The sequence below is a fragment of the Anaeromonas gelatinilytica genome, assembly GCF_016820635.1.
GTDB lineage: Bacteria > Bacillota > Clostridia > Tissierellales > SIT17 > Anaeromonas > Anaeromonas gelatinilytica.
This window is the reverse complement of the sequence record NZ_WSFU01000043.1, coordinates 1-13,853: the sequence shown is the minus strand read 5'-3', so window position 1 is coordinate 13,853 and position 13,853 is coordinate 1. Positions and strand designations below refer to the sequence as shown.

Annotated in this window: 14 protein-coding genes; 10 read left to right on the top strand and 4 right to left on the bottom strand. The window is 24.0% G+C overall.

Features of this window, described 5'->3' with window-relative positions; translation table 11 throughout:
• Positions 1–108: 108 nt before the first annotated feature.
• Positions 109–609, bottom strand: coding sequence for an SEC-C metal-binding domain-containing protein (locus GOQ29_RS03430; RefSeq protein ID WP_203371235.1), 501 nt, complete (start codon positions 607–609; stop codon positions 109–111).
• A 162-nt stretch (positions 610–771) separates the two neighbouring features.
• Here GOQ29_RS03430 and GOQ29_RS03425 point away from each other — a divergent pair, with 162 nt between their 5' ends.
• Positions 772–2,016 (top strand): aminopeptidase P family protein, encoded by a 1,245-nt coding sequence (locus GOQ29_RS03425; protein ID WP_203371234.1) that lies wholly within the window; start codon positions 772–774, stop codon positions 2,014–2,016.
• Positions 2,017–2,044: 28 nt separating this feature from the next.
• Here GOQ29_RS03425 and GOQ29_RS03420 read toward each other — a convergent pair whose 3' ends face one another.
• Both GOQ29_RS03420 and GOQ29_RS03415 read right to left on the bottom strand, forming a co-directional pair.
• Positions 2,045–2,860, bottom strand: coding sequence for an alanyl-tRNA editing protein (locus GOQ29_RS03420; RefSeq protein ID WP_203371233.1), 816 nt, complete (start codon positions 2,858–2,860; stop codon positions 2,045–2,047).
• A 37-nt stretch (positions 2,861–2,897) separates the two neighbouring features.
• A complete protein-coding gene (locus GOQ29_RS03415) occupies positions 2,898–3,869 on the bottom strand; it encodes a hypothetical protein (RefSeq protein ID WP_203371232.1) in 972 nt (323 codons plus the stop codon).
• Positions 3,870–4,114: 245 nt separating this feature from the next.
• Here GOQ29_RS03415 and eam point away from each other — a divergent pair, with 245 nt between their 5' ends.
• Positions 4,115–5,374, top strand: a complete 1,260-nt coding sequence (gene eam, locus GOQ29_RS03410; RefSeq protein ID WP_350445965.1) for a glutamate 2,3-aminomutase — start codon at positions 4,115–4,117, stop codon at positions 5,372–5,374.
• A gap of 86 nt (positions 5,375–5,460) precedes the next feature.
• Positions 5,461–6,042 carry a hypothetical protein gene (locus GOQ29_RS03405; RefSeq protein ID WP_203371231.1) on the top strand — a complete coding sequence of 194 codons (582 nt, stop codon included), beginning with the start codon at positions 5,461–5,463 and terminating at the stop codon, positions 6,040–6,042.
• A gap of 1 nt (position 6,043) precedes the next feature.
• Here GOQ29_RS03405 and GOQ29_RS03400 read toward each other — a convergent pair whose 3' ends face one another.
• Positions 6,044–6,499 (bottom strand): hypothetical protein, encoded by a 456-nt coding sequence (locus GOQ29_RS03400; protein WP_203371230.1) that lies wholly within the window; start codon positions 6,497–6,499, stop codon positions 6,044–6,046.
• A gap of 205 nt (positions 6,500–6,704) precedes the next feature.
• Here GOQ29_RS03400 and GOQ29_RS03395 point away from each other — a divergent pair, with 205 nt between their 5' ends.
• The 7 genes from GOQ29_RS03395 to arcA all read left to right on the top strand — a co-directional run bounded on the left by GOQ29_RS03395 (position 6,705) and on the right by arcA (position 13,626).
• The gene (locus tag GOQ29_RS03395; protein WP_203371229.1) at positions 6,705–6,905 is read left to right on the top strand and encodes a DUF4177 domain-containing protein; all 201 of its coding nucleotides are present in this window, start codon (positions 6,705–6,707) and stop codon (positions 6,903–6,905) included.
• A 115-nt stretch (positions 6,906–7,020) separates the two neighbouring features.
• Positions 7,021–7,977, top strand: a complete 957-nt coding sequence (locus tag GOQ29_RS03390) for an AAA family ATPase (protein WP_203371228.1) — start codon at positions 7,021–7,023, stop codon at positions 7,975–7,977.
• Between the two features lie 5 nt (positions 7,978–7,982).
• Positions 7,983–9,152 (top strand): DUF58 domain-containing protein, encoded by a 1,170-nt coding sequence (locus GOQ29_RS03385; protein ID WP_203371227.1) that lies wholly within the window; start codon positions 7,983–7,985, stop codon positions 9,150–9,152.
• Entirely contained in the window at positions 9,145–10,443 is a 1,299-nt protein-coding gene (locus GOQ29_RS03380; protein WP_203371226.1) for a hypothetical protein, read from the top strand. The genes GOQ29_RS03385 and GOQ29_RS03380 overlap by 8 nt, the downstream gene beginning before the upstream one ends.
• Before the next feature lie 99 nt (positions 10,444–10,542).
• The gene (locus GOQ29_RS03375) at positions 10,543–11,322 is read left to right on the top strand and encodes an ECF transporter S component (protein WP_252187500.1); all 780 of its coding nucleotides are present in this window, start codon (positions 10,543–10,545) and stop codon (positions 11,320–11,322) included.
• Positions 11,323–11,349: 27 nt separating this feature from the next.
• Positions 11,350–12,075 (top strand): MBL fold metallo-hydrolase, encoded by a 726-nt coding sequence (locus tag GOQ29_RS03370; RefSeq protein ID WP_203371224.1) that lies wholly within the window; start codon positions 11,350–11,352, stop codon positions 12,073–12,075.
• A 321-nt stretch (positions 12,076–12,396) separates the two neighbouring features.
• Positions 12,397–13,626, top strand: a complete 1,230-nt coding sequence (arcA, locus tag GOQ29_RS03365) for an arginine deiminase (protein ID WP_203371223.1) — start codon at positions 12,397–12,399, stop codon at positions 13,624–13,626.
• Positions 13,627–13,853 lie beyond the last annotated feature (227 nt).

The window sequence follows — 13,853 nt, the reverse complement described above, 5'->3', positions numbered from 1 at the left end:
CTAAATAGAAAGGTGCGGAAGATAATCTTCTGTACCTTTCTTTTCTGTGGATAACTATACCCTTTTAAAAATAAGTTTAGGGACAAATATAATTTATCCATTTTTATACTATTTATTTAAGCAACATTTTTTATATTTCTTTCCACTCCCACAGGGACATGGATCATTTCTTCCTACTTTATTCTTTTTAACTACTATTACAGTTTTATCGTATTCTTTTTTTATTCTTTTTCTATCTTCTTTTGATAATACATCTTCCCATTGAAGCAATTTATATAACCATTTTGCTTTAGCTTCATGCATGTTATAGAATAATTTTTCGAAATCAATGTCTAGTTTAACAATACTATCTTCTTCTAAGGAGTTTAAATCTATTTCATTTTTTAAGCTTGCATTTATTCCGTCTAGAAAGCCAGTAAAAATAATTGGATCAACTTTATAAGTATTAGATAATTCTTTTATACTATTTTCTATTATATTAGTATGATTAGATAATATTGCTTCATATATCTTCTGTTCTAAAGGAAGATATTTTTTCCAAAATATTTCATATTGTTCAGGTGTAGAATTTGATTCTACTAGATTTGTCCATTCTTGATATAATCCCATAATCATTCTCCTTTTAAATATATTGCCGAAACAATTATAACATAAAAAATAAGAAAATTAAATTTATATAATAAAATATTCTTAATCTATCTTTATAAATAAAGGATTTATTTATATGAAATCGAATATATTATATAGATTTAAAATAGGAGGTTTTTTAATATGAATAAAGACTTTTTTGTTACTAATAGAAAAAAAGTAGGAGGATATATTGATAATGACTCATTATTAATACTTTTTTCAGGGCAAGCACCTCAAAAAAGTGCAGATGAAAATTATAATTATGTTCCTAATATGAATTTTTATTATATGACAGGATTAAATAGAGAAAAATTTATTTTAATAATTTCAAAATATAAAGGAAAAGTAGAAGAAAAAATATTTATTGAAAAGCCAAATACTGATATAGAGAAATGGATTGGAAAAAGAATGAGGAAAGAAGAAGTAAAAGAACTTAGTGGTATTGGAAATGTTATGTATATTGATGATTTCGAAAGTTATATAACTTCAATTCTTATGTCTAAAGAGATTGATAATATTTATTTAGACTTAGAAAAGAGAAGATGGGAAGGTGATGTTAAGGAAAGTTTACTGTTAGCAAGTAAATTTAAAAATAAGTATCCCTTTTTAAATATAGAAAACATATATCATAAAATAAGTGATATGAGAACAATTAAATCAGAAGAAGAAATTAAAAATATAAAAAATGCTATTAATATAACCAAAATAGGAATAGAAAATTTAATGAAAAATGCTAAATCAGGTATGTTTGAATATCAACTAGAGGCATATTTTGATTTTGCAATCAAAACTAATGGAGCAAAGGATTACGCTTTTAAAACAATAGCAGCTTCTGGTAATAATGCAACTGTTCTTCATTATGAAGAAAATAATAGTAAGATTAAAGAAAATGATTTGATATTATTTGATTTAGGGGCTAAATATAATTATTATAGTTCTGATATATCCAGAACATTTCCAGTAAATGGAATATTTACATCCAGACAAAGAGAAGTTTATGAGGCAGTTTTAAAAGCTGAAATTGAGACTATTAATAAGGCTAAACCTGGAATGACCCAAAAAGAATTAAATGAATTTACTAAGAGGATTTTGATTGAGGAAGCAAAAAAATTAGGTATAATAGAAAAAGATGAAGAAATAATAAAGTATTATTATCATGGTGTATCGCATTATATGGGGTTAGATACTCATGACGTAGGTAGTTATAATAAAGAATTAGAGGTAGGTATGGTAATAACAATTGAACCAGGATTATATATTGAAGATGAAGGTATAGGTATAAGAATAGAAGATAATATTTTGATAACAGAAAATGGATGTGAAAATTTATCTAAGGATATTATAAAAACAGTTGAAGATATTGAAGAATTTATGAAGAATAGATAATTTGTAAATAAAAAGAGATAAAAAATAATTATTTTTTATCTCTTTTCATTTGTGAATTGAATCTTTCTATGGTTTTTATAATATTATCAGAATTCACTTCTAGTATTTCAGATAATTCTTTAGATAAATAATTTTTATATCTGTAGTCTTTAAGAGCTTTCATACCACAGAGAAATTCTATTCTATAATAAGAATTAGTTTTATACCAATTTAAGATTTTAATAATACCTACTTCAGCTGTTTTACTATGATGAGTACCATTACAAGGTGAAAAATCTAATTTGCTTATTTCTACTATTCTAATATTTTCTTTTTGATTTGGAATGTTTCTTAAAGGTAATTTTAAAGATTCTTTTTTATCTATTATATAACTATTTATTTTAAAGTTAGAAAATACTATTTGATTTGCAAATGTTTCCACTTTATCTATCATTCTTTGATTTAAATTTTGAATACTCATATCTATATAATTTAAATCTTTTCCCATATGAAAACTTATAGTTTTAGAATTAAATAATTTATCAAAAGAAGCAGATAATATATGTTGTCCAGTATGTTGTTGCATATTCTGGAATCTAGTGGACCATTCTATCGATAAATCAACATTTTCTTTAGTAGGCATATCATTTAATATATGGATAATATCATTGTTTTTTTCATATACATCAAGAACTTTGATTCCGTCAATAAAACCATTATCTTTGGCTTGTCCTTCTAACATATGAGGATAAAAAATCGTTCTATCTAACTTTATGTGAAATTTATTATCTTTAAATTGATTATCTATTATTTTTGCTTTAAGTTCCATTAAATATGGATTTTTCAAATAAATTTTTTCAGTCATTTTAACACCTCTTTGTATTTATAAATTTAAAATACAGTTACTCTAATATTTCAATATTATTTAAGTTTTCATGTTTTAAATTTCCATTTTCATCTATGATTTTATATGTTAATTCATCATTACTTAAAAATGAATCAACATATTGATTATATATAGATACTATACCCACTAATTCTCCAGAATCAATTGTTTTTCCTTCTTTTTGTATAAAATAATTAAATTTTTCACTCCAATAATACTTTATTAAGAAGTCTTTTTGTTTAATATCCTGAAAATTACTAGGAATAGAAGTGGTAGATTCATCACTGTTATATACTTTTAGATTTTTGTCTACGTTTATATTTAAGGAATCATTTTTAGGAATTATATCTATAAGATTATTTTCTGCTAGTTTAAACCACTTTGCATTTTCAATATCCTTATTATCCCATCCTTCATAGAAATAGGCTTCATATGTTTTTGATTCTTGAAATACTTTTTTAAAGTCATTATTATTATGATTATAAATTGTAATACTTTTATCATAATAATATCCTCCAAGTTTTTCATCAATAATTTCTTCTGTCACTAAAAAGAAATTATTATTAATATTTATAGTAGATACATGCTCAATATAAGGTAAATCTTTAATTGTATATTTGAGTCGATAGTTAGTTTTATTATTTTCATAAATAGCAATTATACTTGAATCTTTAGATAGATTTAGAACTATTATAACATCAGTGATTTTATTTTTATTTATATCTTCAGGAAAAATTAATATATTCATATAATCACTGTAATCTGTCCAATTTTTAAAACCTAAATCATTTAGAACGATTTCTTTTATTTGTTTTATGGCTTCTGATTTTTTTTCGGTATTATTAGAAAAATAATCATCTATAATATCTTCTGTTAAGTTTATAGGAATGAATATATTTTTTATTGTAATTATGTTATTATGATTTAATGATATAGTTAAAATCATTAGAAGCATAAGTGTTAAACAAAAGCATAAGATTTTTTTCATAATCAATATCCCCTTATAAAATTGACAATATACAAAAAAAGAGTTATAATGAAATAACTTGTATTAATAAATAAATTCTTTTTTCTATTCTTAGTAAGAATTTCGAGTAAACTAATCTTAATTATCCGATAAATTAACTATTAAATAATATTACAAAAACATAAATTTTATGATAAATTATATGTTATTTGCCTATATGGTAAAAAATTCAAAAAAAGATAAATTTTTATAAGGAGAGTGATCAGATGGTAGAGATGAATAACAAAAGAAAGGTATCATTAAAAAGAGCTGAAGAGTTAAAAAGAAGAGTTGATGATTACTTAAAAATAAGGGATTCTATTCCAAAAGGATTAGACTTGGCAGATAAATATAAGAAGAATAAAGATTATATTCTTAGAGTGTTAAATGGGACTGAAGAGGACTGGGAAGATTATAGATGGCAATTATCTAATAGGATAAGTGATGTAAAAATACTGGAAAAGTTAATAGATTTAACACCAGAAGAAAAAAGGCAAATTGAAGAAGTAGGAAAAAAATATAGATGGGCTATATCTCCATATTATGTGAGTTTAATGGATAAAAAAGATAAATATGATCCTATAAGAATGTTATCTATTCCAATGGAAGTAGAATTGACGGATGAAATTGGAGATAATGATCCTATGGCTGAAGAATTTACTAATCCAGCTGGTAGTATTACGAGAAGATATCCAGATAGATTAATAGTAAATGTTACAAATGAATGTGCAATGTATTGTAGACATTGTCAGAGAAGAAGAAATATAGGACAAGAAGATCAACATAAGACGACTGATATTATTCAAGAATCAATTGATTATATTAGAGAAAATGAAGAAATAAGAGATGTACTTATTACTGGGGGAGATCCTTTAACATTACCAGATAATCGTCTAGAATGGATTTTAAATGAATTAAAAAACATACCTCATGTAGAATATATTCGTATAGGTAGTAGAATTCCTGTTACTATGCCTCAAAGAATCACAGATGAATTAGTATCAATGTTAAAGAAATATCATCCTATATATATAAATACTCATTTTAATCATCCTAAGGAAGTTAGTGAAGAAGCAAAGAAAGCATGTGAAAAATTATCTAATGCAGGCATTCCCTTAGGAAATCAAGCTGTACTTTTAAATGGAATAAATAATGATAAATATGTCATGAGATTATTAAATCAGGAGTTATTAAAAATAAGAGTTAGACCATATTACATTTTCCATGCAAAACATGTAAAAGGAACTACTCATTTTAATACATCTGTAGATGATGGAATAGAAATCATGGAATATTTGAGAGGTTATACTTCTGGATTAGCAATTCCAACTTATATTGTAAATGCACCTAAAGGTCAAGGTAAGACTCCTATTCTACCTCAATATTTAATATCAAGAGGTAAGGATTTTATAAAAATTAGAACATGGGAAGGTAATGTAGTAGAATATGAAAATCATCCTACTAAAAATATAAAAGAGATTTATTAGAGCTAGAAAATCTAGCTCTTTTTTTGTGTAATGTATTAATTATGCAAGAAATGGCAATAATATAATTAAAAATTGGAGGAAATATTATGATTTATATTGAAGATTTAATTAAAGATTTAACAGATTTTATTAATTTTTTCATAATGAAATATAAATATGAGAATTTGGGGATAATAAAAAAATTCAGAATGAAAAGTGGACTTAATAAAAATTTAAGTCAAGATAAATGGTGTGAAATGTTTATAACTAAATCTGCTATAAATCATTCTTGTAAAATTCTTTTAATTAAAATTTTTGAAGATAAAAATAAGGTATTACCAAAATTAAATTATAAAGGATTTAATCATTGGTCAGAAATGGTAGTAGATATAGAAAATCAATATAATAATATATATAAAATTGCTTTAAAAGATATACTTACTGTTGCAGAATTAAGAAAAGCATTTAAAGTAGGTGATTATGATATATATGAAATGGATAATGAGTTAGCTAGTTATATAATTAATAAATTATTAAAATATGATTTTGAATATATAAAAGTTCATGAACTGCATAATATTATTAAATATTTATATTCACAAAATGGAGATTTAGAATATTTTTATAAACCATCTCCTGCTGTAGAATTTATAATGGGGATGAAAGAAAAAAAGGAAATTCTAGGTTAATTTAGAATTTCCTTTTTAAATTATCAGAATCTAAATTTTCTTCAAGAAACTCATTCATGTACAAATCTTCTTCATCTATAGAATCAATATCTTCATATATACCATTTAAATCATTATCTGAGAATTCAGTATCTTCTTCTAAATCATATAGATCTGGGAAGTATTCTTCTTTTAATATTTCATCTAATTCCCCATTTTGAATTTGTTCTATTTTATCAATAATAAAATTATAGCATTCTGTTAAATTTTCAATCTCTAGTATATCAGCTAGTTCTTCAGACACTTCTATAACTATACTAGAAATATTTTTATCTTCATTAATAACAGATTTACTTTCTTTATCTGCAATTAGAGAACTAATTATATCTAATGCATGTTCACTATTTTTTAATTCATTGTAATAAATATCATCATATAATTTATTTAACCAATCTATTTCAACCCTATATTTATTCATGTATTTCCTCCTTTCTTTATATTATAGTTTATTTTAAGAAGAAAGAGAAATAGTTTTTTATAAGATTATATTATCTTATATAATAGTATTTATAACCATAATATATTAAAATTATATTAATAGTGTATGTAGAATTGTTATCTTTTAAAAAAATATGATTTTAAATATACTATTATTCTATATAAACTTAATTAGGAGGAATATGATGAGAAAATTTGAATACAAAGTAGAAAATTTAAGACTACATGGTATGACGTCTATGGTATTAACAAAAGAACATGAAAATAAATTAAATCAATTTGGAGATGAGGGATGGGAATTAGTGAGTATGACTACTAGTTCTAGTGGAAGAAATATAGTAGCAGTATTTAAAAGAGAAAAAAATAAAAATATAATTAAGTCTTAAAATTAGAAGAAGCTATATATTTATTATTAATATAAATGAATGAAGGATAAGTACTTCTTAAATTGTGTTAAAATTATTTATATTAAGAATATTAAAAATGAGGTGGAGAGTTAATATGGAAATCATAGAGATAAAAAATATAACGGATAAGATTAAGAGTAATATACAAGACGTGATAGTAGGAAAGGGAAAAATTATTGATTATATAATGATTTCAATTCTTTGTTCAGGTCATATATTATTAGAAGATGTTCCAGGATTAGGTAAGACAATATTAGCTAGGGCTTTGTCAAAATCAATCGACAGTAGTTTTTCTAGAATCCAATTTACCCCAGATTTATTACCCTCAGATATAACAGGCATAAATTATTTTAACCAAAAATCTAATCAATTTCAGTTTAAAAAAGGTCCATTGATGAATCAGTTAATTTTAGCTGATGAAATAAATAGAGCTACTCCAAGAACTCAATCAAGTTTATTAGAATCTATGGAAGAACATCAGCTAACTGTTGATGGTGTAACTTATAAATTGGACGAGCCTTTTTTTGTTATAGCAACTCAGAATCCTGTAGAGAATTCTGGTACTTATCCATTGCCTGAAGCGCAATTAGATAGATTTTTTATGAAATTACATATGGGATATCCAAATTTTGAAGAAGAGTTTATGATACTAAAGCGATTTAAAATTAATAGTCCATTAGAGAAGATAGATTCTGTAGTTAGTTCTGAAGATATTATTAAAACTAGAGATTTATTTAAGCATGTTAAAATAAGTGATGATTTGATAGAATATATAATTAATTTAGTACATAAAACAAGAGAACATAAAGATATAAAATTAGGAATAAGTCCTAGAGGTTCTCAAGCATTATTTAGAGGTAGTCAAGCGTATGCTGCTATAAAAGGAAGAGATTTTGTAATTCCTGATGATATAAAAGAAATTATAAAACCCATTTTTAGGCATAGATTAATAATTAATGGGAAATCAAGATTTATAGAATCAAATAATGATAACCTTATTGAAGAAATATTAAATGAAGTTGAAGTTCCAAAAGAAAAGATAGGAAATTAGGTGATATGATGCTTGGTTCAATCTTTATTTTAATATTGATTAGTATAATATATATATTTATAAGTAGATGGGGAGAATTAGCTATAAAAAATGTAAAATATGAAAGGTATGTAAATAAGAAAATAGTTTATCCGAATGAAGAAATATTAATAACTACAATAATTAGTAACAATAAGATTATTCCATTACCTTGGATAGAAATATATACTGAATTACCAGAACCTATTAAATATAAAGATCAAATAGTTGAATATAAAGAAAATATAAATACTAATATATATAAAGTAATCACTTCATTATTTCCTTTTCAAAGAGTTATTCGAAGAAATAGATTCTATATTAAGAAGAGAGGTTATTATCAGATAAATAATTTACAAATTACTATAGGAGATTTTTTGGGATTTGCAAAAGGTGTTATGAATGTAAAAACTTCTTTAAATATAGTTGTATACCCTGAAATAATGTCAATAGAAGATTTAATAGTTGAAGAAAATAATCCTCAAGGAGATATATCTGTAAGAAGGTGGATAATTCAAGATCCAATTCAGATAAAAGGTGTAAGGAAATATACATTAAATGATAGTTTTAATATTATAGATTGGAAAGCTACTGCAAAAACCGGCGATTTATATGTTAAAGAATTTGATTTTACCTCTGAGCCTTCATTAATGATCTTGTTAAACGTGCAATGTGATGAACAGCCTTGGAGAGATGTAAATGAAGAAAAGATTGAACAAGGTATAAATATTGCAGCTGCTATTATGAATGAATGTTTAGATTCTAAAATTCCTGTGGGGTTTTCTACAAATAGTTTGTCATATTCAGATAATTCTATATATAATAATTTGACAGTAATATCTCCAGATATTAATTTGAGACAAGGTGAATATATATTAGATGCACTTGCAAAAGTTTCATATATGTCTAAAATTAAAATAGAAAATTTCATGAAAAAAAATATTGATATTTATGATAAATATACTACGCTTGTTTTAATAACTCCATATCTGAATGAAAAAGCCATTAAAATAGTAAATGATTATACAAACTTTGGATATAAATTTAAGTTTATATTATTGAAGAATGATATAAATATATCTAATTTAGATTCTATGATAGAGATATATAGAGTTAATAATTTAAACTCTATTGTGAAGGAGAAAAATTATGCTTAAAATGTTGGGAGATTCTAATAGGATAATCAGAATTTTTTTTGAAGGTATAAGATATTTTATTTTAACAATAATAATAGTAGGTTTAGTTACAGAAAAGATATATTTCCAAAGAATTGTTTTATTTAATTTTATCATTCTTATATTGAGTAATGTTTTAGGAGAATTGTTGAAGAGAAAATATCAAGAAGCTAATAAGTTTCGCAAAATTATTTCTATAATTGGTATATTAATATCTATTATATTTGGATTTTATAGCACATATTCAAATTTTATGTTTATAGTTTTTATTATTATCTATTTATATGTATGGATTCAGGGACTAAGAATGAATATAAATATAGATGGTACTAAAGATATCATTACAAAAATTGTTTTTACTTCTTTGACAGGATTTTTATTCACCATTGAAATGTTTTTTGGTCATATAAGATGGTATATGGAGAAACTTTTACCATATTTACTGATTTTTTTAATGATATCATTGGTTTACTTAGTTAGAACTAATATATATAATGCTTATGATAGTATGAACTTTATTAATAAAAAGAAAAATTTAAAAAAGTTTAATATGTTATCTAATATAGTAATAGTAGTTTTCATAATTATTATTGCTAATATGACTCTTGTTTTTTTTGATTTAGGAATGATTAATAACAAAATTTTTCCTATTACTGATATGATATTAAATTCATTAATTTTATTAGTTTCAGTAATAATAAAAGCATTTAGTATAGTATTTACTTTCTTTAAAATTAATAATGATTATGAAGTGCCAGAATGGAATAATAAAAAATCAAATAATAACGAAATGGAGCAAATATTGGAACAAAATGTTACTAGACAGATGCTCCTAAGTTATTTAGGATGGTGTATGGTAGTTTTAATAATCATAATAATAGGATATATTATATATAGATTAACGAAGGATATAGAAAAATTAAAAGAAGATAAGGAACAATTAATAGAAGAAAAAGAATTTATAATAAATAGGCGAGATATTATAAATAGTATAGCAAATAAAATAAAAAATAAGAAAGAGAAATATAATAGTAAAAATATAAACAAAGTACAACAATTATTTATTGATTTATCCTTAAGTTTAATAAATAAAGGATATAAATACAAAAAAGAATATACACCTAGAGAATTTTTAAATCAAAAGAGTGAAAATTTTAAAGATGTAGAAGGATTTGTAATAGAATATGAAAAAGTTAGATATGGAAATGAATTAGTAACTGATGATAAGATTGAAAAAATGATTAAATATAAAAATAAAATAGATAAAAAATAATCGTATCGATACAAAATCTATAATTGAATAGAAAACACCTTCTTAAAGGGGTACAATTATGATATAATTTCTATGGAATTTATATTAGGAGGGTGTGAATTGAATACTAGAGATTTAGTTATAAAAGGATTATTAATAGCTTTAGTAGTAGTTGCGACAATTGTTATACCTATACCAGTGCCTTTTACAGAAGGATATATACATGCGGGGGATAGTATAATTTTTATTTCAGGAATATTATTTGGATGGAGATTTGGTTTAGTTGCAGGAGGTATAGGTTCTGCAATGGCAGACTTAATATTAGGCTATAATCATTGGATTTTACCTACATTAATAATCAAGGGAATAATGGGTGCTATAATTGGCTTTTTAACAAATGATATTAATAAAGAAGAATATTCTAAATATAGAAATATAATCATTGTATCTATGAGTATAATATGGGTAAGTGTGGTTAGTATATTAAGATATGTGATAAATGGGTTTTTAACAAATATAGTTAGTAATAGTGATAGTATTTTTTATTTAAATGAATTAGAGTTAGACAATACTAATGAATTTATACAGTTAATACAAAATGTAAATAAGTATCTAGGTATATCAATGATAATTTTACCTTTCATAATTTTGATTTTTTATTTTTTCAAAAAAAAGAATATATTTTTTGAATCCTTTAATAAAATTATAGGGATTTTCATATCAGGATTATGGATGGTTATAGGTTATTATGTAGCAGGAGGGATATTAAAGGGAAATATGATAATTCCTATATTTAGTATTCCAGCAAATATACTTCAATTTGCAGTTGGTGGAATAATTGCTTATTTTTTAATAATTACTTTAGAAAGGATAGAAGGTATAAATAAATATTTACAATAGTCTTCTGAATTATATAGGAGTGAAAAAATGAAATTAACGATTCTGGGAAACAATGGACCTTATCCTAAAGCTGGTGAAGCTTGTTCTGGATATTTATTGGAGCATAAAGATATAAAAATTTTGATAGATTGTGGAAATGGAGTACTCTCAAGATTGCAAAAATTTTATTCAGTTAATGAACTAGATGCAATAATATTAACTCATCTGCATAGTGATCATATAAGTGATATATTTATAATGAAATATGCATTAGGTTTAGGTAAAAATAATAAAACTATACCTATATATACAGCTTATGATGATCAATATCTTTTAGATAATATGAATTATAATAATGCATTTGAAATTAATTTTATAGTAGAAGATAAAGAAGTAATAATAGGAGATATTCACTTTAGTTTCATAAAAAATAAGCATCCAGTAGATACATATGGAGTTAAAGCTGTAGTAAATAATAAAAAATTTGTATATTCTTCAGATACTTCATATTTCGATGAAATTATAAATTTTATAAAAGAGGCTGATTTATTTTTATGTGAATCAGGAGTATTATCAAAGGATAAAAATAATAATATTATGCATTTAACTCCAAAGGATGCAAGTATATTAGCTAAGGAAGCCAAGGTTAAGAAACTTTTATTGACTCATTTTTATCCTGAATATAAGAGACAATCTATTTTAAAAGAATTATCAGATGATTATAATTTTGAAATTAAATTAAGTGAAGAGATGAAATCATATATTATAGACTAGCAATCTAGTCTATTTTTATTGTAAAAGTTAAATAAAAAAATATATTTTTTTATAAAATTACATGTATTTTTATTCACAAATTTCACAAAGAAACAAGTAAGGACTTATATCTTTATGAAATACTCGGCTAGCAAAGAAGGATGGGAATTTTTTAAAAATATACATAATGTATAAAAATACATTGATTTAATATATAATCATAATTTCGCCTTGACATGACAAAATTTGATACATATAATCAGAAATGTAGAAGGATTTAGATATATCTAAACAAAAAATTATAATAATAATATAAAAATATCTTTAAGGAAGGTGAATAGTTTGAATAATAAAGATGTTTTGAACGTAACATCAGAAATTGGTAGACTTAAAACAGTACTATTACACAGACCAGGAGAAGAGGTAGAAAATTTAACTCCTGATTTAATGGAAAGACTTTTATTTGATGATATTCCATATCTTAAAATTGCAAGACAAGAGCATGATGCATTTGCAAAAATATTAAAGGATAATGGAGTAGAAGTATTATATTTAGAAGAATTAGCAGCAGAAGCGATAGAAGATAAAGAAGTAAGAGAAAGATTCATAGAGCAATTCTTAGATGAAGGAAAAGTAATGGGAAAAGGTCTAAGAAAAGCTTTAAAAGAATATTTTACTACAATGGGAAATAAAGAATTAATTGATAAAATGATGGCAGGAGTAAGAAAGACAGAATTAAAAGAGGATAAAGAAGAATCATTATCAGATATGATGTCTAGTGATTATCCATTCGTATTAGATCCAATGCCAAATTTATATTTTACAAGAGATCCATTTGCAACAATAGGTACTGGAATAACATTAAATCATATGAGGACAGAAACAAGAAATAGAGAAACAATATTTGCAAAGTATATATTTGAGAATCATCCAAGATTTAAAGATGCCGAAGTTCCAATGTGGTTTAACAGAGATGAAGATACTTCACTAGAAGGTGGAGATGAATTAATACTAACTGATAAGGTATTAGCAGTAGGAATATCTCAAAGAACAGATGCAGCGTCATTAGAAAAATTAGCTAGAAATATTTTTAATGATGGACAAACCTTTGAGACTATATTAGCATTTGACATACCAAAAAGCAGAGCATTTATGCACTTAGACACAGTATTTACAATGATAGATCATGATAAATTCACAATACATCCAGGAATAGAAGGACCTCTTACAGTATTCTCTATAAGAAAAGGAGAAAATGGAGAATTGAATATTTCTAAGGAAGAAGATGTATTAGAAAATATACTTGCAAAATATTTAGAATTAGATAAAGTAACTCTTATAAGATGTGCTGGAGGAGATACTATAGATTCAGCAAGAGAACAATGGAATGATGGATCTAATACACTAGCCATAGCACCAGGAGAAGTAATAGTATATTCAAGAAATCATGTAACGAATAAATTATTAGAAGAAGCAGGAATAAAACTTCATATTATGCCAAGTTCTGAGCTTTCAAGAGGACGTGGAGGTCCAAGATGTATGAGTATGCCTCTACTTAGAGAAAAGGCCTAATAATTTAATAAATTAAGATTAGTAATTAGATATATTTTGAAAAAAGTTTTATTTATAATTTATACGATTCTAGGATTCTAATTTTTATTAGTAATCTTAGATATTGTAAGTTCTTATATGAAGTTATTCAAATATTATAAAATAATAAATTAATAATTATATTAAAAGGAGGAAATAAAATGGCAGTAAATATGAGAGGAAGAAGTTTTTTAACATTATTAAATTTT